The following is a 23,207-nucleotide window of genomic DNA, read 5'->3' on the forward strand; positions in this document are numbered from 1 at the left end:
ATGAAAACAAACAATTTGCCTACGAGCTGGGGAAGCCGGTTATTCGATGGGGTTAATTTATTATTTTTATTCATTTTACTGGCTACCATGCTTATTCCGTTATTGAATACGTTCGCACTGGCTTTCTCCTCCAATTTTGCTTCCATGCAGCCAGGCATCATTTTATTTCCAAAACAATTCAGTGTTGAGGGCTTCACAACGGTTTGGAATCGCATGCAATTGTATACGCCGTTCCTGAATAATGTGATTGTCACGCTTATAGGGACAGTATGTCATGTGCTGCTGTGCTCGATGGCTGGCTATGTATTGATCCAAAGAGGGTTGCCCGGGAAAAAGTTTATGGTTTCTGCAATTCTCCTTACTATGACGATTCCAGGCGAGGCGATCATGATCCCCGTTTATGTGGTGAACAAAGAGCTTGGCTTGTTAAATTCTTTAACGGCATTAATTATGTCGGGCTTAGTTTCTGGTTTCAGTATTTTACTTATGCGTAATTTCTTCCTGTCCGTACCCGTGGAAATGTCGGAGTCTGCGACAATGGACGGTGCAGGTGCATTTCGTATTTTCATTACCATGTACATTCCATTAGCTGCTGCAGGGCTTGCTACTGTGACCCTTTTCGAGTTCGTTAGCCGTTGGAACCAATTTACCCCTGCGTTATTATTTATTAGTGATCATGCGAAATATACGCTGCAAATCGCCTTGAAATCCTTAATTGTAGATACCGATTCTACATCCAGTAACTTTATTGTCACGACGAATGTTAGGATGGCAGGGATTGTGATTGCGCTTCTCCCTCTCGTTATTATTTATCCCTATGTGCAGAAGTATTTCGTTAAAGGCATTTTGGTTGGTGCTAACAAAGAGTAACATTTATGAAAAAGGAGCGTGGAGTTCGTCATGCCGCAGACAAGCCGAAGAAAACAAGTCACGACTTACCGCAGAGAGATTCATCACAGTGAGCAAAGTACATATGTAGAAGTTCCTTTCGAAATGCCTGAACAGGTGGAAGAGATTCATGTGGAATTTGCCGTTCAATCTCACGGCGAAGCAAAGCCTGTTATCGATCTTGGCGTCAGAGACAGCCATAAAGTACGAGGCTGGAGCGGAGGGGCTCGCTCCGAGTTTGTGATCGGGCTGGAGAAGGCGACTCCCGGTTATTTGCCTGGTGAACTGCAAGCCGGGGACTGGGCTGTTCTTCATAACGCCTATAAGGTTCCCGAAGAAGGCTGTGAAGTTACGATCACTATCACATTCTTTTTTCATACGGCACGCTGGCTCAAAGGGGACTTGCACACCCACAGTGTTAACAGTGACGGCTCTTATACGCTGGAGGAAAATGCGGCGATCATGGAGCAGCTGGGCTGCGATTTCATTGCGATGACGGATCATAATGCGGTTAGCCAAAATTATTCGTATCCTCGAAACACGCCGGTCGTCATGATCCCGGGCATGGAGTTTACGACCAATTTTGGCCATAGCAATTTCCTTGGCGTTCTGGAGCCAATTGATGATTTTCGAGTGAAGAATCAAGAGGATGTTAATCTTCGACTCGCAACGGCACGTGAGCGTGGGGCGAAAATCGTCCTTAACCATCCCCATTGCGATTATTGCCCGTGGGAGTGGGATTTCAATACAGATCACGACTGGTGGGAAGTCTGGAATGGCCCTTGGACAGCTCGCAATGAGCGGGCGCTGGCCTGGTGGCAGGAGCAGCTTGCCTCAGGCAGGAAACTTGTCGCAACTGGCGGCAGTGATGTTCACCGACCTGAACGTTATGTCAAACATGCCATGCCTTGTACATGGGTTTATGCCGAAACGAAAACGGTCAACGGCATTCTTCAAGGGATTGATAAAGGGCATGTGGTGATTAGTTATTCACCGGAAGGCCCTTTCGCGCAGCTAACTTGTGGTGATTACATGACAGGCGATACCGTATTAAATGACGTGAAAGAAAACGTGCTAGTCAGGATTGAACACATTCGTGAAGGTGACCAAATCAAACTGATTAGTGAACATGGCGTAGAGTCAACGGAAGTTTGCTCATCAACAGGATTATGGGAACTTACGGTTGAGCAAAAGGGTAGAGCATTTTACCGCGTTGAAGTATGGCGCCATTTTGAGGAATTCGATCAGACTTTAATGGCGATGTTAACGAATCCAATCTATTTTCAGAGGTGAAAGCAGATGGCATATACCGTAATGACATTTAATTTAAGATACAACAATCCGGGTGATGGACAGAACGCTTGGCCGAATCGGATTGACAAGGTAGCGGAAATGATTCAATCGCATGCACCACTTATTGTCGGAACGCAGGAAGGCTACTACGAGATGCTGAACGATCTGCAGCCGAAACTGGCCGAGTATGCTTGGATTGGCGAAGGCCGTTTTGGTGCCCGAGAGAATGAACATTGTGCTATTTTCTACAAGCAAGAGGAGCTGACGCTTCAGCAGCATGGGCAGTTTTGGCTGTCGGAAACGCCGGAAGTGACCGCTTCGATTTCGTGGAATAGCGGTTTTCCTCGCGTCTGTACGTGGGCTATTTTCGAACATAGGAAAACGGGGAAGCGTTTTATCGTATACAACACGCATCTTGATCATCAAAGCCAGCAAGCCAGAGATCTCGGCACGAAAGTCATCTGGGCATATATTGCCGCTCATCACAAAGAACATGCGCTTCCCGTGATTCTGATGGGAGATTTCAATAGCCGACCTACGGATTTACCGATCCGTTTCCTGCGCGGAGAAACCGATTTGGATGGCGAGCAATCCTGGCTAAAAGATGCCTATACCCAGCTGCCTGATCCGATTGGATGGACAGCACATGATTTTCAAGGCGGCGAAGCAGGGGAGCCTATCGATTATATTTTTGTATCACCGGATGTAGCAGTGGTTCGAACGCTTGTAGATCGAAGGGAAATTAACGGGGGTTATCCGTCCGATCATTACCCGGTCATTGCTCAGATTAACCTCTAAGAAGATCAACTAGATGACAGTCAGAAGGAGACAGAGGAATGACACTTGAGAAGATTTATGTCGTTTTTAAAACGCATTTTGATATTGGATTTACAGGCTTAGTTTCAGACGTTGTGGGGCGTTATCGCTCCGAGATGCTGAAGGATGTTATCGAGATTTGTGATCAAACCCATACGAATGAGGAACATGAAAAATACGTTTGGACCATGTCAGCTTGGCCGCTGCTTCAATCCTTGAAGGGCAGCCAAGAGGAAGAGAAGCAGAAGGCGCTTGCCTATCTGGAGAATCGACAGCTGATTTGGCATAAGCTTCCTTATACGACGCATACGGAATTTTGCGGTTTAGAGGAATGGATTCGCGGGATGTATGTATCGGAAGGACTTACCAACCTCTATGGCTACAATCCGAAGGATGCCAAAATGACGGATGTACCCGGGCATACCTGGGTTGTGCCGTCGCTCCTCAAAAAAGCGGGCGTGGAGTTTCTGCATCTCGGCTGCAATCCGGCTACAACACCGCCTGACGTTCCGCCGGTCTTTTACTGGGAAGGCCCAGATGGCGAGCGTTTGTTGACGTTTTATTCCAAAGGGTCCTATGGGACGGGCATTTTGCCGCCGGAAGAGTGGACGCATCCCGTGTGGCTTGCGATGATTCAGACCAGTGATAACCACGGGCCGCATAACGCTAGTATTATCGAAGATATGAAAGCCTCCATTCGTGAAAGCGGTTCAACGGCAGAGCTGCATATCGGCAGCTTGGGCGACTTCGCAGCGGATTTCTTAGCACGGAATCCGGAATTGCCGGTTATTCGCGGCGATATGGCCGATTCCTGGATCCATGGGGTTGGGACTGCACCGCGCGAGGTGGCAAGGGTTAGAGCGCTAAGAAGTGAGATTACCGCAGTGGAAAGCGCGGTAGCTGTGAATCATTTTGAGGGTGCAAAAATAGAGTCTGAGAAGACTGTAAAAGCCTTCATCGATGAAAGCTATGAGCACACGCTGCTGTTTGGCGAGCATACGTGGGGGATGGATTGCAAGACATTCCTTTTTCCGAGAGTCGCTTATGATAAGAAGTCATTCCTTCAGTTAAAACAGAGTGAACGCTATCAACGCATGGAACAATCTTGGGCGGAACAAGTTGACTATTTGAACAAAGCGGAGAATTCTTTGCAAGAGGCAAAAGCGGAATTGACAAGCGGGCAATGGACAGAGAATCAGGCTGCTAAGGCGCTGCGAGTCCATTCTAATTTGGGCTGGAGCCGCACGGCCAAAACATGGATTCAAGAAAGCGATCTGCCTGCTGACGATGAGGTACTAGTCGATGCGGAAACGGGCGAAGCGATTGCCTTAAAGCGGTCCGAGGGTGGTGCAGAAGCTGACATCTCTGGCATGCCTGCGCTTGGCTACAAGACGTTGAAATATGCGAAGAAAGATGGTCAGACTCTTGCTGCTGAAAATAAAGGGCTAGCGCGAGCTTATCTAACGGAGACGCAGGCTGTTATCGAAAATCCTTTTATCATCGTAAAAGTGGATCGAAATACGGGCTGGATTCAAAGCCTCTGGGATAAAAAGCTCCGGAAGGAATGGATTGACGATCGTGCAGAAACCGGTTTTGGTCAATATAAGTACGATATTTACTCCAATAAGGAGATCACGCGTTATTTGAAGAAATACGCCTATCGCTTTTATGATTGGGGTGTCCATGACTTTGGTAAAACCGATTATCCAGAACAGCAGAAAAGGCTTACGTTCACTACGCAAGCTGCGGATATTCAAATTTGGAAAAATGGCGGTTCTGTAGGCCTTACTTGCAAAGCAGCTACAGACATTGAAACTACGACGGAGTATGGTAATGCGAGTTCTATCGAATGGACATTCTCGTTGACTGAAGATTCTCCGTATCTGGATGTTGCCTACAAGCTGCATGCCAAACAGGAAACCCCGCTGGCAGAATCGGGACATATCGTTTTCCCGCTGAAGCTTGAACGCCCGCAATACAGCATCAATAAGCTGGGCTCTGTCGTCAATCCGCTCACGGATACGATTCGCTCCTCAAGCACACTGCTTCATTGTTGTGAGCATTTTGTCGATATTTCCAATGGATTCGCGGGAATGGCGATCATTCCGCTGGACTCGCCGCTCTTTTTTATCGGGAAAAATGGCATGTGGGATTTCGAGCACGAGTACAAGCCAGAGAAGCCGGAGCTGCATTTCAATGTATTCAACAATTGGTGGGGAACGAATTTCCCGCAGTGGAGCGGCGGCGACTTGCATTATCGTTTTCGTTTGGTTCCGCATGCCGGTGATTGGCGAGAAGGCGAAGTTTGGAAAGTGGCCCAGGAGACGATGACACAAACGGTTACGATTGCGGCGCCTGCAGATGAGCTCCAAACGATGCAAGACATCCTTCCGGCGGGACTGGACGGGATGGCGGTTAGCTGCTGGAAAGTTGCAGAAAATGGGGAAGGCTGTATCCTGCGTATTCGTGAATGTACAGGCGTTCTGAGAGAAGTTGAGATTGTTCTCCCGGAGCAGGTCAAAGAAGTCCGCATGACGAATCTTCTGGAACGCGATCAAGACAACATGCCAATAAGCAATCATCGTATTCGACTGATAACGAAACCATTTGAAGTGCATACATTTAGAATAATCAATTAATTGCTATTCTCACGTTTACAGCTCGGCGGTTCATATCGTATGATAAAGCCAATATGGATTGTCTGTGATAGGAACGTTTATTGAGAGGGGCAAGGAATGAAACCGACCATCTACGATGTTGCCCAAGCCGCCGGGGTGTCCATCGCTACCGTCTCCAAAGTTATTAACGCCACGGGCCGAATCAGCGATAAGACGCGGAAGCACGTACATAGCGTAATGGAGCAGCTGAAATACCAGCCAAGTATGGTAGCGGCAGCATTAACGGGGAAAAGCACTTACACAATCGGACTTACGCTACCCGATTTGGCGAATCCTTTCTTCGCCGAGATAGCCCGGTCTGTCGAAGATCGGGGTCATGAGCATGGTTTTAACGTGTTTATATGTAACACCGATAACGATCCGGACAAAGAAGTGAAATATTTATCGCTGCTCTCACAGAAGCGAGTAGACGGAATTATCTCGGCGACCCGAATTCAGAATGATCAGTTTTTAAAAAAGCTGATCCAACAAAACATACCGATTGCTTTAATTACGGGCGAAATGCCAACGCTTGCCGTGGATACGGTCATGGTTGACGACTATCTTGGAGGTTTCCAGGCGGGCAACCATCTATTAGAATTAGGTCATAAGCGAATTGCTATCCTCGTTGAGGATATGGATAATATGAGTAACCGGGAGCGACTCAGAGGCTGTAAGCAAGCTTTGAGCCACGCAGGTTTGCATGTTGAAGAACGGTTGGTCGCTATAGGCGGTTTTTCCGTAGAGACCGGCCAGCAGGCGATGGCCCAACTGCTACAGCTGGAAGACAAGCCTTCGGCGGTGTTTGCTTGTAACGATCTGTTAGCTATCGGCGCCATTCGCGCGGCTAGAGTTGCGGGCATGCAGCTGCCGAGCGAGCTATCGGTCGTCGGTTTCGATAATACGATTCTGGCAACTTTGATTGATCCTCCCCTTACCACGATTGCTCAACCAATCCAGGAAATTGGACGCAGGGCGGTTGATCTGCTCGTAGAGGAGATAAAAGGAGAGAAAGTACTGAAACAGCGGGTTGTTTTGCTGCCGGAGCTTGTTATACGGAACTCATGTACATCTTACAATAAGCAATAAACGAGGCCGTTCTACCTCTCATGTGATAGATTCGAGAAGATGGAACGGTCTGCATTATTAAGATTAGGTTAAGCGCTTACCCTATTGTACCCCGAGGTGCTATTATCTAGAAGGAGGTTTTAGAATGAAAACTTTGTTGATTGCAGAAGGAACCGTGACACCGAGCTGTTCCAAAAGTCATATTACTTACACGCTTCATCTGTCTAGAGATTGCCATGAACTTCATGTGAAATTCGCCTATGAGCCGAAAAAGCTGGAGGATGAGGAGCAAGCGGAGGCATTGATTCGTGAAGGGCTTAACCAATACATCTTGGAAGAACATAGAGCCTCCTACAATTGGCGGGAGTTTCTGCCTTTGCAGAATTTATTGACACTATCCTTCGATGATGAGCATGGTTTTCGCGGCGCCGGACACCGCCACGATCCTGTCCAACACCTCACAGTTACTGTCACGGAGGCTTCTCCCGGATTTACGCCGGGTGTCTTCCCGAGGGGGCAACTAAAGATCATGATTAATGTTCATTGTGTTGTAACTGAGGAATGCCGCTATCGCCTGCAGGTATGGGATGGAGGTGCAGACGCATGAAGCAATGGCTGCCATTTGAGCTTCACTGTCATACCTTTCACAGTGACGGCAAGCAATCCCTGTTAGAGCTAGCTGAAGCTGCCAGAGAATTAGGGCTGCGGGGTGTCGCGCTAACAGATCATAATACGATGACAGGTCTTTCGAATCGTGATGAGGTCGTGGCCGCAACTGGGGTCGAGGTGATCCCGGGATTGGAATGGACCACTTTCTTCGGTCACATGCTGACACTCGGATTGTCCGAGTATGTCGATTGGCGAAATCTAAGCCCGTTTCACATTCATAGAGGCATAGATGGAGTTCATCGCCAAGGCGGGCTTGTCGGGTTGGCGCATCCTTTTCGTGTCGGCAGTCCCATGTGCACAGGCTGCTACTGGGAGTTCGAGGTCTCGGACTGGAACGAGATCGATTATATGGAGGTATGGTCAGGGTTATTCCCATCGATTCGGAGAAATAACGCACGCGCATTTGCAATGTGGACGGATCTGCTTAATCAGGGTTATCAGATTGCCGCGACCAGCGGCAGAGATTGGCATGTGTCCGATCCGGTATCTGAGCCGATTTCAGCGACTTTTTTAGGATTAAGCGATTCGCTCGTGGCGAGCTCAGGCCTTGTCGTAGCTGCGCTTGATGCGTTGAAACGGGGAGCGGTCGCGGTTTCCATGGGGCCGCTGCCGCAGCTTCGCGTTGGTCAATCCGGCCGTGAAGGGGCAGAGATCGGCGACAGCATTCAAATCAATCAGGGTGAGCTGACGGAAGTCACGGTTGGCGTGGATTTTACGGCAAGAGAGGGTCACTGGGAGCTTCCGGATCATCCGTTAGAGATGAAACTGGTTAGCAACAAGGGGGACCTTGCCGTATTGAAACTGACGCGAGACCAATCCCAGCTGAAGACAGAGCTTGATTTAACAGGCGTTACGTGGATGCGAGCGGAGATGAACGGTGTTTTTTGCAACGTTCATACGTTAATCGGATTTACGAATGCGATTTATCTGACAGAAGATAGAGGAGGAGACGATAAATGAGTTCATTTCCACGCATGACAGCCCACACCGGCTGTATGGGTACACCGGATAATACGCTCAAATCCATCGAAGCCGGATTAAGTTGCGGAGCCGATATTCTGGAAGAGGATATTCTTGTTACGGCTGACGGGATGCTTGTTCTTTCCCATGATGATAACGTTCATTTGGCAGACGGCACGGAATGCTGGATCTCTCAAATGAGCTATGAACAATTGCTTCAATTAGATGTTAAAGCCCATAATGGGGCACCTGGCGAAACCATGCGCATTCTTCCCTTGGACGCTGTACTTCCTTACCTGAGCAAATCTGGTGTGCGGATGAATTTGGATCTTAAATCAGATGCTTGTGTAGAGCCTATAGCAGCGTGGATTGAAAAGAATCAACTGCTTGAACAGGTTTTCTTGTCCGGCTGCGAGAAAGACCGTGCCCAGCTTGTTCAGCAAGTAAATCCGCGTCTACGCAAGCTGTTAAACGTTGATCCTGCTGTATTTATGACGGGTGCTCCTTACTTGGAGGTTGCTCATCAAATTTGTAAAGACGCCGCAGCTTCAGCCTGTTTCGGGCTTAATTTGAATTATCGCGTGGTCGCACCTGAACTGCTGCCAATCGCAGCGGAGTATGGGCTGGATGTCTGCATTTGGACAGTCAATGAGGTAGATGAGATGGAGCATTTTAGTCAAATGGGCGTTCACTCGATTACTACACGTAACATTGCCGCCCTCGTCCAATTAAAGACTGAACGGCAAATATAGAAAAAGAAAACCTCCCAAACCACAGTTGTGGTAAAGGAGGTTTTTTACTTGTTCCTCATGACCGGAATCATGTTAAGGAGATGGGTTCTTCCAAAATGGACTTCAAGGGTTGTCCTTCTTTGTAATACAAATGAGGGGACAATAGAATAAAGAAGATATGAACATCGCCATAGCCATGCGCGGCTAGCAGGTTATTCATCTCTTGCGCAATGCGGTCGTGCATTTCCTGATCTCTTGGAAACATGAGAATTTCGAGCGATTGCGGTGAATTGCTAAGCTGTTCGACTAGCAGAAGCTCGATTTTCACCTTTTGCGGCAAGACGCCGGTTACCTTTGAAAACTCCTGCACTACGCTAGTTGAGATCGAAGAAACGAAGTCCTTCTGAAATCCTTTGAAACGGAGAAACGGCATGCTGATTCCTTCTTTGCATAGTTGTTAGCGAATTTAATCATTCTATTGAAAACTAAACATAAAAACAAAACCTATTTTAGATGAAATCATTCTCAGATCTCGATAGGTCGTGTGAACGATCTTGTACACTTAATCGTATTATAGTTGTTCAGATAAGTTTAGGAAAGTAATGCTGAATGGAAAAAATTTGAAGCTCGGAGGTACTCCTATGCCAAGAACCGTTGAATATACGAATGACCGCCTTATTCTACATCTATCAGGATTGACTAGTGCTGCCGCGTTAAAACGTCAAGTCGATATCCCTTTTAAAAACATAAAAAAAGTGTCGATTGAAGATTTTAAACTATCGATGTTTCAATTCCGGGTGGGTACTTCGGTCGCCGACATTCGAGAAGGTCGTTTTCTGATCGGGAACAAATGGTGCTTCATTTCTTATGAAAATCACAAGGATGTCGTTGTTCTTGAATTGGAGGAACATGAATTTGGCAAAGTTGTCTTTCAGATCGATCATCCGGAGGAAATTAAACAGCGTATTTTGGAGCAAACTGTGAGATCATAATCAGTGAAAAAGGGAGAGAGTTCAAAGGAATGGATATTCCTTGAACTCTCTTTTTAGTAAGTAAGCCTTATATAAAGGATTAATAATGTCTAGCTGTTATGTAGCGAGTACTCCAGTAACCCGTGTTTAAAGACGAAATGACAACGCCGGAGCTCTTCGTGTTACTTATGAAATTACCATTTCCAACATAAATCCCTACATGATCGATTTGACCAGGCTTGCTCACACTGAACATGACGAGGTCGCCGATGGCTAGTTGGCTCTTGCTTGGAACGCGGGAACCGAAACTCGTTTGAGCTTTGGAGCCCCATGGGATATTCACGCCATTTTTCTTAAATACAAATTGTGTAAATGCGGAGCAATCAAAGATGAGATGCGCCGGATCTTTGGTACCGAAACGGTAAGTTACTTTACCGATATAAGATTTTGCTGTATTTACAAATTTATGACCGTTCGTGGCATAAATCTCTTGTGCCGACGCAGAAGCAGGCATTGACACCCCAACCGTCGAAAATAGTACAGAAAGCGCTACCGTGGTAGATATAACTAGTTTTTTCATATGTGATGACACATCCTTATTCCAAATTTGGTAGTAAAAAGCCTTTATGGGATAACTGTACCATAGAAAATCATGGTGGGCTTTAGTGGATTAATGGGTACGAAGGGTTTATTAACCATGGTAATTGTTGTGTTTACATTTAAACGTATCATAAAATAATGAGCACGATTTGCGTAGAAAGAAGGATGAGAAACCCTATGATTCAATTGCAAAATGAAGCTGTGACCGTTTTCCAAAGCGCACTGTTTCAAACCACTTCGACCGTCATACAAACGAAAGAAATGATCATCATCGTGGATCCAAATTGGCTGCCGAATGAAATTGAATCCATCCAACGTTATGTCCAATCCATCCAGGGGGAGCGGGAGATTTATCTGCTTTTTACACATGGAGATTTCGATCATATCATTGGCTATCAGGCGTTCCCGGGCGCGAAAACCATTGGAAGTTTGGCGCTCCAAAACCACCCCAAGAAAGAACATAAGCTGAAGCTTATTAAGAACTTTGACAACGAGAATTATGTGATCAGGAATTATCCGATTCTATTTCCCGAGCTGGATATCGTGATCCAGGAGGATGGTCAACAGTTGCAGCTGGGAGAAACGACATTGACCTTCTATTTGGCGCCAGGACACACAGCAGACGGATTAATGACGGTAGTTGAACCCTTGGGCCTTCTGATTGCAGGGGACTATTTATCGGATTTTGAATTGCCTTTCATTTACGATAGCGCGAAGGCGTACACTCAGACACTTGAGAAAAGCAGCAGAATCCTCGAGCAGCATCATGTTCAGCTATTAGTCCCTGGTCATGGCTTAGCCACTTCCGATCAAGGTGAAATGAAGAGACGTGTGGAACTGGCAGCCGATTATCTGGAAAGGCTCCGCCAGTCTGTTATCGAGAACGATGAATCAGCACTAGAAGCGCTTCATCATAAGCATGCTTTTCCATCTTCCTTCACGGAAGAGTGCCATAAAGAAAACGTGAGGATTATGAAACGTGACTATTTGTAGTTTGTGGAGGAATCGAAATGAGGACTGAAAAAGAGATGCTTGCACTCCTTCTAGGGTTTGCACAAGAGAGCGAAAACATTCGAGCGGTCATCATGAACGGTTCACGCGTCAATCCGAACGTTCCGAGGGATATTTTTCAGGATTATGACATTGTGTACGTGGTGACCTCTTTGCAATCCTTTATTCAAGATCGCAGCTGGATTGACCGCTTCGGGAATCTTATTATCATGCAAACACCGGATGAGATGGGGGAGGAAGTTTCAGAACCTATACATAAATTTACATTCCTTATGCAATTTACGGACGGTAATCGAATTGATTTATCCTTCTACGAAGCAGACCATATCTCAGCTTGGTCTAGAGAAAGTTTGAGTGTTTTACTGCTGGACAAGGATGGAATTATCGCGCCATTTGATGAACCAAGCAACCGCGACTATTTGACGCATCCGCCAACTTCATCTCAATTTGCAGGTTGCTGTAATGAGTTCTGGTGGGTAAGTACCTATATAGCGAAAGGATTATGGCGCAGAGAGCTTGCCTATGCGAAATTCATGTATGAGCACCCCGTTCGCGATATGTTAATCAGGATGCTTCAATGGCATATCGGAATCAAAACGGAATTCGCTGTTGACTCCGGAAAATGCGGTAAGTATTTCGAGAAATATCTTGCACCCGCTCAGTGGACGGCATTTGTTCAAACCTATCCAGATGGGGATTATGATCGTATGTGGCAAGGACTTTTTATCATGTGTGAGCTTTTCAGGGAAACGGCAAAGGAAGTAGCTCGATATTGTGGTTATGCCTATAACCTAGATGAAGATGAGAAGGTTTCGGCTCATTTGGCACATGTAAGAGAACTTCCTGTGAACGCGGAAGGTATTTACTAGGATTAAAGTCGGATAGAGCGGAGGGCGTCTATGAAAAAAGTATGGTTAGACACCGATATCGGCGGAGATATTGATGATGCTTTATGTTTGGCGTACTTGCTTCGACAACCGGCATGTGAATTGGTTGGGATATCGACCGTCGGCGGTGAAGTTGAGCAAAGAGCCATGATTGCCGACAGCATCTGTAAAGCCGCTGGCCGTCATATTCCCATATTCGCAGGAGCGGACAGGCAGCTCTTACCTGGCGATCTGTATCCCACTCCTGGCGGGGCTGTCCATCTGCCTCTTTTTCCGCATGACACACACTTTCGTAAATATGAAGCCGTGGATCGTATGCGCATGGCGATAAGAGCGCATCCCCATGAAATTTCTCTCGTTGCCATCGGGCATTTAACGAATATTGCCCTGCTTTTTTCCTTGGATCCGGAAATCTCCACGCTGCTCAAGGAGCTATTTATCATGAGCGGCGTATTTTCGGAGGCGTTGGAACGAAGTTTGAATATGCCTCAAGATAACTGGAACGCATGGGTTGATCCTTATGCTGCGGCTATGGTTTACGATGCAAATGTTCAGCATTTGAAAACATTCGGACTTAACGTGACGACCAAGCTTGTCTTAGAAAAACAGGAGAAAGAGGACCTGTTTCGCACGGATGTGATGAGAGCTGTGGAAAGTTTCGGCTCCCCCTGGTTGGCGGATCATCCGATGAAGTTCCATGATCCGCTCGTGGCCGCCTGCTTATTTGAGCCAAATCTTTGTGACTATCAAAGAGGGAGTATCAAGGTTGATTTTAAGCATGAACAGAAGCTCGGGATGATGAGCTTTTGTGAGAGCGAGGAGGGGAGACATGTAATAGCTTCAGCGGTTGACCGAGCGCGCTTTTTTGAACATTATTTCTCGGTTGTGTGTGGCTAGTTTTATCGGGGGAGGGCGCAGTATGCATGAACTTGTTGGTACTTGTGCAAAGTGCAGTAAACCGATTTATTGCCGGGAAGGGTTTCTGGACGGTGTTGTTTTAGAGGACAAAAGCCTCGTTTGTTTTGAGTGTTTGGAACTTTCGAAGCCGCGGGAGCCGTCGGAGTAACGATGTATATTCGTAATATAAAATGTCATTAAATGAATTTCGTTATCTTGCTGTCATATTCGAGAATACGTACAAGAGCTTATTTTGGGGCTATACTGTTTGTGGACACCATTATCATAAGGGGGAGACTTACAATATGCCTGAAAGCCTCTTGTTAAGCGTAGAGAATCTGGATTGGAATAGTATTCAGCAAATGCTAGACGAAAATGGTTATGCTAAACTACCTAGTTTGTTAAAGAAAAACGAATGTCAAGAGCTCATCAATACTTACGAAGAAGAAGGTCTCTTCCGAACGACTATCGACATGTCTCGATATCGGTTTGGGGTTGGAGAATACAAATATTACAGTGCTCCACTCCCATCATTGTTATTGAAGCTGCGTGAAGGATTGTATCCGGATCTTGCTATAACTGCGAATCGCTGGCTCAAACAATTAGGTCACGATGCTTCATATCCGCCAACACTGGAAGAATTCCTTGAACAATGTCATCAAGAGGGACAGAACCGTCCAACCCCATTGATCCTGAAATATGAAGCAGGAGGGTATAATTGCTTGCATCAGGATTTGTATGGGAAAGTATTCTTCCCATTTCAGGTCGTATTCGCTCTCAATCAAAAAGAAGTGGATTTCACAGGTGGTGAATTCTTATTGGTGGAGCAGCGGCCGCGGGCACAAAGCCGTGGGCACGTCATAACCTTGAATCAAGGGGAAGGTCTTATTTTTCCGACCAACCATCGTCCCGTATTAGGAACCCGTGGTTATTATAGAACGACACTTAGACACGGTGTAAGTACTGTAACTACAGGTACAAGATACAGTTTGGGGATTATTTTTCACGATGCGAAATAGAAAAAACACCTAGGACCAGGGCCCTAGGTGTTTTTTCTATTTCGCATCAGTTTGGTACTAGTTTAATGTAATCAAGTGACAGATGGTTGGCTGAACTTGAGCCATTTTTACCTGCAACAGTAAACTTGAAAGCTTTATCGCCTGCCGAGCTGAAGGTGATGTTGGCGACATTCAGTTCCACATAGTTAAATGCAGTTGAGTATAAATCCTGAACCACACCATGATTTACACCGTTTACCGACAATTGGAACTGTCCTCTGTTAGGTCCCTTTTTCACACCGACCCTTACGCTATAGCTGCGTGCCTCGGGCACCTTCACCGTGTAGGTCACATAGTCATTGACGGCATTGGCCTCCAACGCAGTTCCAAATCCACCACTCAAACTGAGGTCACGACCAGTTCCATTTCCGAACATGGTGTGTTTATCTCCTGAGGTAGCGCTTACAATTAAATTTTCTGTTTCGTATCGGCTGCTTAGAACGGAAATATTATCAAATTTGGCCGCTGAATCATAAGTTCGAACGCCTACACTGCCTCCCTTATAAGTCGAATCCGTCACACTAACCTTTGGTGTCGTCATATCCCCAACATAAACCTTAAGGGAATCATCTTGTGCGACTATTTTAACATGATACTTTGTATTAGCGGTTAAGCCCATCGGAGCCGTGGCAAGCGAGGTCCAGTTATTGTTGGCCTTGCCAATCAACACTTGCTGATTGGGAACATCGAGTCCCGCATAGTAGCCTTGGTAAGCATCCGCACCCGTTCCAGGATTGGATACCCTAAATACCAGACCCGCATTGCCAGTTGACCCCGGTGTCACATCAGCTTCATAGATCAGATCTGAGAAACTGGTATCCAAAAGAGCCTTGGCACCCGGATTTGATGCTACATTATACTGACCGCCAGCTACGGTCCATGCGCCGCCATATGTTGTCCAACCTGTATCATTGCCGTCATCAAAGTTATCTTCTTCGGCCATTTCGACTGGCTTAATCGTATTATCAGGATTAAACTCAAATTTATCATACGCCAGTACGCGTTGGGAATTATTCAGATAACGTTTATGGTAAAAAATGTACCAATCATTAGTTGTAGGGGATTGAACAATACCATTATGACCAGGGCCATCTGCTGTCGTCGTATCCGTATGCAGCATAATACCTTGTGGTACAAATGGTCCTGTTACAGAGCTGGACGTTGCATACATGACCTTATAAGATGAATCAGCCCAAACACCGGCAGCATAATTCATATAGTAAATCCCGTTTCGCTTGAACACTTTAGGCGCTTCAAAGTAGTCATTATCGCCTGTTTTGGCGGGCGTAACTTTCTTATAGACGGTTCCGTCGGGCCATGTTCCCAGAGACTTCATGTCAGCGTTAAGTTTTACAACATTGCACTCGCCCCAGCTGCCATAATACATATACGCCTGACCGTCATCATCGATAAATACATCTTGATCCATTGGCCCTGCACCATTTCTTACAACATTGATAAGCGGTGCCCCAATCGCATCGGTATATGGACCTTCTGGATGATCAGCGACTGCAACGCCTATTCCCCCTAATTGTCCATCGCCATTGATTGCGTTAGCAGCAAAATAGATGTAATATTTCCCATCACGATAAGCCCCGCTTGGTGCCCACAATGAATGTTGCAACCATGAGATATTGGCCGAACTGATGACATTTGGGTATTTGGTCCAATTAACCATGTCCGTTGAAGAAAAAATGTCCACAGATTTTGCGCCAGTGTTGGATTCACCAACTTGAGTCGAACGAGTCGGATACACCCAATATGTGCCATTATATATCTGTACATCAGGGTCTGCATAATAGCCATCCACAAATTGTGGGCCAGCGTGAATCGGAGCAGCATAAGCTAGTCCCGGCATCGATACAATCAAGCCAAATACGATCGAGAAGCAAAACAATACCCATTTAGATTTATTTATTTTCCCCATAAAATAATCTCCTTTTTAGCTGACAATGTACTAATCTTGTTGGCATCTGTTACTTGGAATATGGAAGGGAAGCGCTTTCAAAAATAGATTAATTGCTACAAACGGGCCACCTCCTAGAGAATGTATCCGCCACTGCTGCCTAGCGCTCCGGATTTGCGGTTTACACTTAGCAGAAATGTGATCGGGAGAAGACGCTGTTGGAAATTTTATACAGAGACCTCTTGTGAAAAATTATACGCTCATGACTTTTTATTAAAAATGTAATTTGATAAATAATTTTTGTAAAAAATTTATTTGTGAGATTTAGCCGAAATCCTCACCTTGACGTAATTAAATAACTTTACTAAACTTAATTACAAATAGTAAGTATTTAAAGGGGGATTTCCATGTCAGCGACTCTGCCTAAGGATATGAAGCTTGGCATCATCAAATTGTTTGTCTCCAATTTAGAACGTTCCATACGCTTTTATCAAGAAACGGTAGGCTTTCGACTAGGCAAGACAACGTCCACATCCGCTGAATTGACGATTAACGGCATTGAACCCTTTGTATTACTGGAAGAAATGCCTGATGCACAGATTACAGCACGCAGATCTGCAGCCGGGCTTTATCATTTTGCAATTTTGCTACCGACACGGAAAGATCTTGGTTTGAGTTTAAAAAATTTGATTCAATCCGGCATCCATATTGGTCAAGCGGATCATTTGGTAAGCGAAGCCTTGTATATCACCGATCCGGATCATAACGGAATTGAGATTTATTGTGATCGGCCAAGAAGCACATGGCGCCGCGACGCCGAAGGAAACTATATCATGGCGGCAGATCCGATTGATTGGGATGGCTTGTTGCATGAGGCGGAAGGTGCGGTATGGCGCGGTTTACCCGTCGGTACGGTGATGGGACATATTCATTTCCATGTTAAAAATTTGCAGAAGTCCAAGGAATTCTACTGCGATATTCTGGGTTTCGATGTGGCGGCAGATGCCCGAATGGCGATGAAAGCCTTGTTTATCTCCGCAGGTGGCTATCATCATCACATCGGTTTGAATGTTTGGGCTGGTGAGGAGGCGCCATTACGGCCTGCCAACGGCACAGGGCTGGATTATTACACCTTGGTGTTTCCTGACAAACAGCCCCGTAATGAAGCCGTCGAGCGCTTGAAGCTGGCGAATGTGCAAGTTAGCGAGATCGATAATAGCTTAATGGTAAAAGATCCGTCCGGCATTCCGCTGAGATTGGGCTACGAACAATAAAGCCGAAAGAAGCAGCTGCGGGGGGGAACCCTGCCTGCTTCTTTTTTTTGGGAACTACAGTCTACTAATTTCACTGTAAAGCAAGGGATCGCAGTTCCCCTTCCTGTCGTAAAATGGGCCTATTTCGCAGAAATAGAGCCCGTAGTTCCCCACAGCCGAGTCACAGCCTCGGCCTGGCCTTGCCGTCGCCATGCCAGGCAGCATGCGGCGGCACATAGAGGAACCTGAGGGCACTATTTGTGCCCTCAAGGCTGTTCTAGAGCTTTCCGGGGAACTACAGGGCCTTATTTCTAAGGATTTGGCGGAGTATCAACCAAATACTTAGAAATAAGGGCCCCCAGTTCCCCTTCACTGCAAAATGGGCCTATTTCGCAGAAATAGCGCCCTGTAGTTCCCCACAGCCGAGTCACAGCCTCTGCCTGGCCTTGCCGCCGCCATGCCTGGCAGCATGCGGCGGCACATAGAGGAACCTGAGGCCACTATATGTGCCCTCAGGGCTGTTCCAGAGCTTTCCGGGAACCACAGGGCCTTATTTCTAAGCATTTGGCGGAGGATCAGCCTAATACTCAGAAATAAGGGCCCCCAGTTCCCTTCCAGCACAATATGGGCCTATTTCGCAGAAATAGTGCCCTGCAGTTCCCCACCGCCGAGTCACAGCCTCAGCCTGGCCTTGCCGCTACCATGCCAGGCAGCATACGGCTGCACATAGAGGAACCTGAGGGCACTATTTGTGCCCTCAGGGTTCTTCCAGAGCTTTCCGGGGAACCACAGACTCGTAACCGGCTGCCCGCTATAAGTTTGCAATAGGTACAAAAATTAGTTCCAGATTGTCCCTTGCGCTTCGGACGAACCACGCATACTTTAGCATAAAGGATGGCATGTACAGAGGAGGAGTCTTTCATGCGTCGAGTTGCTAGTAAATGGTCGAAGTTCGCTGTTCTGCTGCAGCATTCCGGTGTCGCCAAGCATATTCCAGCTATGCGTCGCTACAGCGCAGAGAACCTTGCAGCAATGCTTCGTCAATTTCAATTTGTCGTAGCCAAACCTATCGTCGGAACCGGTGGGAGCCGTGTGATGAAAATCCAACGGGCAGGCAGCGGCTTCATGCTTCACAACGCGGGTACGAAAAGAGTGTATAACTGGAATGAACTGCTGCAAGTCATTAATCGCATACGGCAGAACCGCCCGTTGATGCTCCAACAGGGCATACATTTGACTACCATCGATGGCAGGCCTGTGGATTATCGGGTTAAGCTGGCCAAAGTGGGACGTACTTGGGAGATTCGGGCGGTTGTGGGCCGGTTAGCGCGTCCAGGTCTGTTCGTCACGAACCTGTGTCAAGGCGGTACGCAGTTGAAAGGCAAGCATGCCGTGCGTAGAACGTTCCCTGCTGCGCTTGTCAAATCCAAAATCGACACCATGGTTGGTGTTTCCCGGACTTGTACCCTGTTATTAGAGGCCAAATATCCCGGAATTGGGATGTTAGGCTACGATTTTGGCATCGATAAAAGGGGAACTGTCTGGATTTTTGAAGTGAACACAAGACCTCACTAATATTGGCCTCATGCTTCAGCCCACACGCCTTATTCCTGAGCGCATACCAATATGGTAGGTGCATGACTACTTACAAGGTCACAGGAGGCTCATATCCATGTATAAAATAATATGTCATTGGAGCCGTTTGGATTGGCACTTTCCTCAGACTGTGATGAAGGAAGAATTTGAAACGAAGCAAATTTGGAAAAAGGCGATCCCCGCCAGTGTGAAAGTTGATCATCAAGGACAGTATTATGTTTCGGTTCCGCGGTGGTCTCCCGATATTCCTGCAACGATGAATCGCATCGTGGTCAAGGAAGATAAGCCGCTGCTTGAAGCTTTTCCAAGTTGGGCATGGAATGAGGTTGGCGACATCACTACCCTGCAATCTGTCCTCGGCTTTGAAATTGATGAATATAATCGCATGTGGCTGCTGGATCAAGGAAAAATTGCCTTCGAGCCTTCACCGGACGGGTCTCAGAAGCTTGTGATTTGGGATTTAAACAGCAATTCATTGGTTGACGCCATCGTCATTCCGGATGAGATCGCACCGTATCGGACTTCCTTTCTAAATGACCTCGTGGTGGATAATAAAAATGGTTTTGTTTATATTACTGATTCCGGCTGCGGCTACCCGGACCATCCGTTACGCGGCGGCATTATTGTGTATAACATGAAAACCAAATCGTTCCGGCGTGTGCTCGACGGGCAGTTCAGTACGCAGGATTTCCCTGATTTTCATTTTCAAATTGATTATAAGCCCGTATTTAAGAATAAACCTCTGCGCATCGGAGTCGGTGGCATTGCTTTGTCAGGGGATCGTTCTACACTCTACTATTGTCAATTAACGGGCCGCAATTTGTACGCGGTTCATACGAAACTATTACGAAACGAGCAAATACCGCTCGAACAAATAAATAGCTCCGTGCAGGTCCTTGGGAGCAAAGGCACAACGACAGACGGGATGCATGCGGATAATCGGGGTAATTTGTTTTACACGATGTTGGAGGGAAAAGGGATCGGTTTTTTCGACGCAAGGGATCGCAGCTTCCATAAATTCGTTTCCGACGACCGGATGCTGTGGGTAGATGGGGTTGCTTTTGATCAGAAGGGCTCCATCATCTTTAACAACAATCGGCTTCATGAAATGTTTGAGGATCATGAAATCGATTGGAACAATCCGTACAATTTAATTATCTGGAAAGCTTATGTTGGAAAAGATGTGAAATCCTATTTATACGGGTAGCTTTAAAATATATTAAAAAACGGTCAAGAAGGTAGAAGCTACCTAACTGACCGTTTTTTTTGTTTTCAGTCGTTTTAGTTCAGCAACGATAACAAAGGATACAATCACAAGTAAAAACCAAGCAACAATTTTGGACGGATGCACGATATGCCACAAGTGATCTTGGTTGGGATACCGCCATGCACCGAAATAAGTAGCAATATTTTCTGCGATCCAAATGAAAAAACCGATGCACAAAAAAGATAATGGCAGTGGCATTGCAAACTCAAACCGGGATAGCTGAAATGTGATTTTTACGCGATAGAAGAGTAGGCAAAGCAATAAAATGAGCAGGTATCTCACATCGTAAATGAAATGATGCGTAAAGAAATTGAGATAAATGCAAGCACCGAAAGGAATCGTGATCCATTTTGGCGGATAAGCGTTCAAAGAAAGCGATAATCGACGCCAAGATTGACAGATGAAACTTGCTACACTTGCATACATAAAGCCGCTGTAGAGGGGAACGCCCCAAAATTTGCTAAACCCATGCTCTGGGTAGCTCCATGATCCCATATGTACTTTAAACAATTCTAGAGCAATACCAATGACATGAAAGACACAAATAACTTTTAATTCATCCTTCGTTTCCAACTTGCTGAGATACATAAAAACTTGCAGGAGGAGACAACCTGCCAAAATAAAATCATACCGGGGTACCCCAGGAATTGATATGAATTTGCTTAAAGCAAGCGTTATGAAAATGCCCACAGGGAATAAACACGACATCGCTTCGTGGTAAATAAAAAGGCTTAAAAGCTTAATAAACAGTCTCACGCCATGCCTTCCTTTCGAGTACGATTCATAGCTAGTATATCGGCACCATCCTAACAAATTGACTTAAATTTTTAGCGATTTGTTCAAAGCAATCTTTTCCATTTTCAGCAAACGTTAAGTTGGCTTTCAACTCTCTTTCAGCCTGTGCTCAGTAGGGTTTCAGCCAAACCCCTTAGACTCCTAAATGTGAGATCTATATGACGAAGACAATCGTGGTCTTGGTACATGGGAGAGGGGAAATCAACAATGAACTTGAATCGGAAGAAAAAATGGATCATTGTCGTTGTGGCTGCGATGTTATGTGGTGCTGGAACTTACTACTACATACACAACAAATCGAAGCCTGTAGCAGCTGCTACGGGGCAGCAATCGGCAATGAAGGTAACCAAAGGAGCCATATCTTCATCTATATCGGGAACCTCTCAGCTGGATGCTAAAGATAAGCAAAATATCGTAATACCCGTGGACGCAATTATTAAAACAATGAATTTGACTCAAAATCAGGCTGTAAAGAAGGGCGACGTGCTTGTAGAGTTGTCTGTTCCTTCCACAGAAACAAATCTGAAAGAAGCGCAGGTCACTCAGCAGCAGCTGGAAAAGGAACTCGCTGAGCTGCAGGGCGAGCAGAGCCATATGACGATATCCGCCTCAATGAGCGGAAAGCTGACTTTGGCTTCCAATTTGGATGTGGGAAGTCAAGTGAATAAAACGACGAAGATCGGAACGATTTCGGATACTTCACAGTTTAAGGTCAAACTTGCCTTCCCTCTGCAAGAAGCTGTTCAACTGCAGAATGGGGAAAACGTCGAGTTGACGGTAGACGGATATTTACTGTCCAAGATAGGGACGGTATCCAACGTATCTCATGAAATGAAAGCTGATACGAACGGCAATAAGATCGTTGACGTAGAGGTACTGGTCACGAATGACGGGACACTTTCCGCAGGCATGAAAGTGAAAGGCACTATCGGAAGCGGCGATAGCAAGATTGAATCAACAGAGCTTGTCGCATTGGATTATGTGCGCACGACGCCTATTTTTTCCGAAGCTAGCGGCACGGTCAAAAGCTTGAAATTTAAAGACGGAGACACTGTGAAACAAGGGGATCTTATCGCAACGTTGTTTAACGATGATCTTCAGCAAAACATCATCAGCAAGCAAGCGGCCATCGACAGCCAGAAAATTAAAGTCGACGATGCGCAGCAGAAGGTTAATCAATTGACCATTACAGCGCCGTTCGACGGTGTGTTCTCGGCGGACTTTGCGAATAGCAAAAGCAATGTGCTTCGCAACTATCCAGTAGGCGCACAAATCACGGCCAATACTACGCTTGGTGCGGTAGCGAGTTTAAGCACGATGCAGCTGGCCATTGCTGTGGATGAGCTGGATTTAACGAGTGTGAAGGTCGGTCAGAAAGCTGTCGTGAAAGTGGACGCGATTTCGGGGAAATCTTTTGAAGGCGAAGTGACATCCGTGTCAAATGTCGGTACGACAACCAACGGAGTAACCACCTACGATGCCGTTGTTTCCATCCCGAATCCGGATAGTGTACTCAAATACGCGATGACGGCAACAGCTGAAATTTACATTCAAGATAAAAAGGACATTCTCGTAGTGCCAATTCAGGCAATCACGACAACGAAGGGCAAATCCACCGTTTCTTTGAAGAAAGCGGATGGAACCGTTGAAGAACAGCATGAAATTAAAACGGGCATACGCAGTAAAACGCAGGTTGAAATCTTGAGCGGTTTGGCAGAGGGCGATGAAGTTGTGATGCCGACGCGCAAAGCTACGACGACGAATCCACAGATGAACATGCAAGGCGGTTTCCCTGGTGGAGAAGGCGGTCCTCCTGCTGGTTTCCAAAGAGGCGAAGGTGGAGGCGGAGGCGGATTCCAAGGAGGAGGAGGAGCGCGCCAGTAA

At 46.3% G+C, this 23,207-nt stretch carries 21 protein-coding genes; 17 read left to right on the forward strand and 4 right to left on the reverse strand.

Annotation, left to right across the window (positions count from 1 at the left end; genetic code table 11):
- The 8 genes from ACKTT9_RS16825 (at nt 1) to ACKTT9_RS16860 (ending at nt 9,103) form a co-directional block, all read left to right on the forward strand.
- Nucleotides 1-870 carry a carbohydrate ABC transporter permease gene (locus ACKTT9_RS16825; protein ID WP_407872452.1) on the forward strand — a complete coding sequence of 290 codons (870 nt, stop codon included), beginning with the start codon at nt 1-3 and terminating at the stop codon, nt 868-870.
- Nucleotides 871-900: 30 nt separating this feature from the next.
- The gene (locus tag ACKTT9_RS16830) at nt 901-2,181 is read left to right on the forward strand and encodes a CehA/McbA family metallohydrolase (protein WP_407872453.1); all 1,281 of its coding nucleotides are present in this window, start codon (nt 901-903) and stop codon (nt 2,179-2,181) included.
- Between the two features lie 6 nt (nt 2,182-2,187).
- Nucleotides 2,188-2,979 carry an endonuclease/exonuclease/phosphatase family protein gene (locus ACKTT9_RS16835; protein WP_407872454.1) on the forward strand — a complete coding sequence of 264 codons (792 nt, stop codon included), beginning with the start codon at nt 2,188-2,190 and terminating at the stop codon, nt 2,977-2,979.
- Nucleotides 2,980-3,017: 38 nt separating this feature from the next.
- Nucleotides 3,018-5,636: a glycosyl hydrolase-related protein gene (locus ACKTT9_RS16840; RefSeq protein ID WP_407872455.1), complete on the forward strand. Its 2,619-nt coding sequence runs from the start codon at nt 3,018-3,020 to the stop codon at nt 5,634-5,636.
- 96 nt (nt 5,637-5,732) lie between these two features.
- Nucleotides 5,733-6,743, forward strand: a complete 1,011-nt coding sequence (locus tag ACKTT9_RS16845; protein ID WP_407872456.1) for a LacI family DNA-binding transcriptional regulator — start codon at nt 5,733-5,735, stop codon at nt 6,741-6,743.
- A 124-nt stretch (nt 6,744-6,867) separates the two neighbouring features.
- Entirely contained in the window at nt 6,868-7,329 is a 462-nt protein-coding gene (locus ACKTT9_RS16850; protein WP_407872457.1) for a hypothetical protein, read from the forward strand.
- A complete protein-coding gene (locus ACKTT9_RS16855; protein ID WP_407872458.1) occupies nt 7,326-8,351 on the forward strand; it encodes a CehA/McbA family metallohydrolase in 1,026 nt (341 codons plus the stop codon). Before ACKTT9_RS16850 ends, ACKTT9_RS16855 begins: the two co-directional genes overlap by 4 nt.
- The gene (locus ACKTT9_RS16860; protein WP_407872459.1) at nt 8,348-9,103 is read left to right on the forward strand and encodes a glycerophosphodiester phosphodiesterase; all 756 of its coding nucleotides are present in this window, start codon (nt 8,348-8,350) and stop codon (nt 9,101-9,103) included. Before ACKTT9_RS16855 ends, ACKTT9_RS16860 begins: the two co-directional genes overlap by 4 nt.
- Before the next feature lie 67 nt (nt 9,104-9,170).
- On the opposite strand, the gene ACKTT9_RS16865 is transcribed toward ACKTT9_RS16860, so the two are convergent.
- Nucleotides 9,171-9,515 carry a DUF1904 family protein gene (locus ACKTT9_RS16865; RefSeq protein ID WP_157326546.1) on the reverse strand — a complete coding sequence of 115 codons (345 nt, stop codon included), beginning with the start codon at nt 9,513-9,515 and terminating at the stop codon, nt 9,171-9,173.
- Between the two features lie 208 nt (nt 9,516-9,723).
- On the opposite strand from ACKTT9_RS16865, the gene ACKTT9_RS16870 reads away from it, so the two are divergent.
- Nucleotides 9,724-10,074, forward strand: a complete 351-nt coding sequence (locus ACKTT9_RS16870) for a hypothetical protein (protein ID WP_407872460.1) — start codon at nt 9,724-9,726, stop codon at nt 10,072-10,074.
- Nucleotides 10,075-10,153: 79 nt separating this feature from the next.
- On the opposite strand, the gene ACKTT9_RS16875 is transcribed toward ACKTT9_RS16870, so the two are convergent.
- A complete protein-coding gene (locus tag ACKTT9_RS16875) occupies nt 10,154-10,633 on the reverse strand; it encodes a C40 family peptidase (RefSeq protein WP_157326544.1) in 480 nt (159 codons plus the stop codon).
- A 197-nt stretch (nt 10,634-10,830) separates the two neighbouring features.
- On the opposite strand from ACKTT9_RS16875, the gene ACKTT9_RS16880 reads away from it, so the two are divergent.
- The 4 genes from ACKTT9_RS16880 to ACKTT9_RS16895 all read left to right on the forward strand — a co-directional run bounded on the left by ACKTT9_RS16880 (nt 10,831) and on the right by ACKTT9_RS16895 (nt 14,467).
- Complete coding sequence (locus ACKTT9_RS16880) at nt 10,831-11,646, forward strand: MBL fold metallo-hydrolase (RefSeq protein ID WP_407872461.1); 816 nt, start codon at nt 10,831-10,833, stop codon at nt 11,644-11,646.
- A 17-nt stretch (nt 11,647-11,663) separates the two neighbouring features.
- Complete coding sequence (locus tag ACKTT9_RS16885; protein ID WP_407872462.1) at nt 11,664-12,533, forward strand: aminoglycoside 6-adenylyltransferase; 870 nt, start codon at nt 11,664-11,666, stop codon at nt 12,531-12,533.
- Between the two features lie 30 nt (nt 12,534-12,563).
- Nucleotides 12,564-13,448 (forward strand): nucleoside hydrolase, encoded by an 885-nt coding sequence (locus ACKTT9_RS16890; protein WP_407872463.1) that lies wholly within the window; start codon nt 12,564-12,566, stop codon nt 13,446-13,448.
- 305 nt (nt 13,449-13,753) lie between these two features.
- Complete coding sequence (locus tag ACKTT9_RS16895) at nt 13,754-14,467, forward strand: 2OG-Fe(II) oxygenase (protein WP_407872464.1); 714 nt, start codon at nt 13,754-13,756, stop codon at nt 14,465-14,467.
- A gap of 46 nt (nt 14,468-14,513) precedes the next feature.
- Here the strand turns inward: ACKTT9_RS16895 and ACKTT9_RS16900 are convergent, their stop codons facing one another.
- Nucleotides 14,514-16,433 (reverse strand): family 43 glycosylhydrolase, encoded by a 1,920-nt coding sequence (locus ACKTT9_RS16900; RefSeq protein ID WP_407872465.1) that lies wholly within the window; start codon nt 16,431-16,433, stop codon nt 14,514-14,516.
- Between the two features lie 386 nt (nt 16,434-16,819).
- Between ACKTT9_RS16900 and ACKTT9_RS16905 the strand changes: the two genes are divergently transcribed.
- From ACKTT9_RS16905 to ACKTT9_RS16915, 3 genes are all read left to right on the forward strand, one after another.
- Nucleotides 16,820-17,686, forward strand: a complete 867-nt coding sequence (locus ACKTT9_RS16905; RefSeq protein WP_407872466.1) for a VOC family protein — start codon at nt 16,820-16,822, stop codon at nt 17,684-17,686.
- A gap of 900 nt (nt 17,687-18,586) precedes the next feature.
- On the forward strand, nt 18,587-19,240 hold the full coding sequence (locus tag ACKTT9_RS16910) for a YheC/YheD family protein (protein ID WP_407872467.1): 654 nt from the start codon (nt 18,587-18,589) through the stop codon (nt 19,238-19,240).
- A gap of 97 nt (nt 19,241-19,337) precedes the next feature.
- On the forward strand, nt 19,338-20,468 hold the full coding sequence (locus ACKTT9_RS16915; protein ID WP_407872468.1) for an L-dopachrome tautomerase-related protein: 1,131 nt from the start codon (nt 19,338-19,340) through the stop codon (nt 20,466-20,468).
- A gap of 42 nt (nt 20,469-20,510) precedes the next feature.
- Here the strand turns inward: ACKTT9_RS16915 and ACKTT9_RS16920 are convergent, their stop codons facing one another.
- Nucleotides 20,511-21,284 carry a DUF817 domain-containing protein gene (locus ACKTT9_RS16920; protein WP_407872469.1) on the reverse strand — a complete coding sequence of 258 codons (774 nt, stop codon included), beginning with the start codon at nt 21,282-21,284 and terminating at the stop codon, nt 20,511-20,513.
- A 246-nt stretch (nt 21,285-21,530) separates the two neighbouring features.
- Here ACKTT9_RS16920 and ACKTT9_RS16925 point away from each other — a divergent pair, with 246 nt between their 5' ends.
- Entirely contained in the window at nt 21,531-23,207 is a 1,677-nt protein-coding gene (locus ACKTT9_RS16925) for an efflux RND transporter periplasmic adaptor subunit (RefSeq protein ID WP_407872470.1), read from the forward strand.

Origin of the sequence: Paenibacillus sp. P36, assembly GCF_045866505.1 — a bacterium.
In the GTDB taxonomy this organism is placed as follows: Bacteria; Bacillota; Bacilli; order Paenibacillales; family NBRC-103111; genus Paenibacillus_E; species Paenibacillus_E chondroitinus.

Bases quoted from the DNA above. Each gene is read 5' to 3' on its own strand.
- ACKTT9_RS16825 (WP_407872452.1), top strand. From the start codon at position 1: ATGAAAACAAACAATTTGCCTACGAGCTGGGGAAGCCGGTTATTCGAT.
- ACKTT9_RS16830 (WP_407872453.1), top strand. From the start codon at position 901: ATGCCGCAGACAAGCCGAAGAAAACAAGTCACGACTTACCGCAGAGAG.
- ACKTT9_RS16835 (WP_407872454.1), top strand. From the start codon at position 2,188: ATGGCATATACCGTAATGACATTTAATTTAAGATACAACAATCCGGGT.
- ACKTT9_RS16840 (WP_407872455.1), top strand. From the start codon at position 3,018: ATGACACTTGAGAAGATTTATGTCGTTTTTAAAACGCATTTTGATATT.
- ACKTT9_RS16845 (WP_407872456.1), top strand. From the start codon at position 5,733: ATGAAACCGACCATCTACGATGTTGCCCAAGCCGCCGGGGTGTCCATC.
- ACKTT9_RS16850 (WP_407872457.1), top strand. From the start codon at position 6,868: ATGAAAACTTTGTTGATTGCAGAAGGAACCGTGACACCGAGCTGTTCC.
- ACKTT9_RS16855 (WP_407872458.1), top strand. From the start codon at position 7,326: ATGAAGCAATGGCTGCCATTTGAGCTTCACTGTCATACCTTTCACAGT.
- ACKTT9_RS16860 (WP_407872459.1), top strand. From the start codon at position 8,348: ATGAGTTCATTTCCACGCATGACAGCCCACACCGGCTGTATGGGTACA.
- ACKTT9_RS16865 (WP_157326546.1), bottom strand. From the start codon at position 9,515: ATGCCGTTTCTCCGTTTCAAAGGATTTCAGAAGGACTTCGTTTCTTCG.
- ACKTT9_RS16870 (WP_407872460.1), top strand. From the start codon at position 9,724: ATGCCAAGAACCGTTGAATATACGAATGACCGCCTTATTCTACATCTA.
- ACKTT9_RS16875 (WP_157326544.1), bottom strand. From the start codon at position 10,633: ATGAAAAAACTAGTTATATCTACCACGGTAGCGCTTTCTGTACTATTT.
- ACKTT9_RS16880 (WP_407872461.1), top strand. From the start codon at position 10,831: ATGATTCAATTGCAAAATGAAGCTGTGACCGTTTTCCAAAGCGCACTG.
- ACKTT9_RS16885 (WP_407872462.1), top strand. From the start codon at position 11,664: ATGAGGACTGAAAAAGAGATGCTTGCACTCCTTCTAGGGTTTGCACAA.
- ACKTT9_RS16890 (WP_407872463.1), top strand. From the start codon at position 12,564: ATGAAAAAAGTATGGTTAGACACCGATATCGGCGGAGATATTGATGAT.
- ACKTT9_RS16895 (WP_407872464.1), top strand. From the start codon at position 13,754: ATGCCTGAAAGCCTCTTGTTAAGCGTAGAGAATCTGGATTGGAATAGT.
- ACKTT9_RS16900 (WP_407872465.1), bottom strand. From the start codon at position 16,433: ATGGGGAAAATAAATAAATCTAAATGGGTATTGTTTTGCTTCTCGATC.
- ACKTT9_RS16905 (WP_407872466.1), top strand. From the start codon at position 16,820: ATGTCAGCGACTCTGCCTAAGGATATGAAGCTTGGCATCATCAAATTG.
- ACKTT9_RS16910 (WP_407872467.1), top strand. From the start codon at position 18,587: ATGCGTCGAGTTGCTAGTAAATGGTCGAAGTTCGCTGTTCTGCTGCAG.
- ACKTT9_RS16915 (WP_407872468.1), top strand. From the start codon at position 19,338: ATGTATAAAATAATATGTCATTGGAGCCGTTTGGATTGGCACTTTCCT.
- ACKTT9_RS16925 (WP_407872470.1), top strand. From the start codon at position 21,531: ATGAACTTGAATCGGAAGAAAAAATGGATCATTGTCGTTGTGGCTGCG.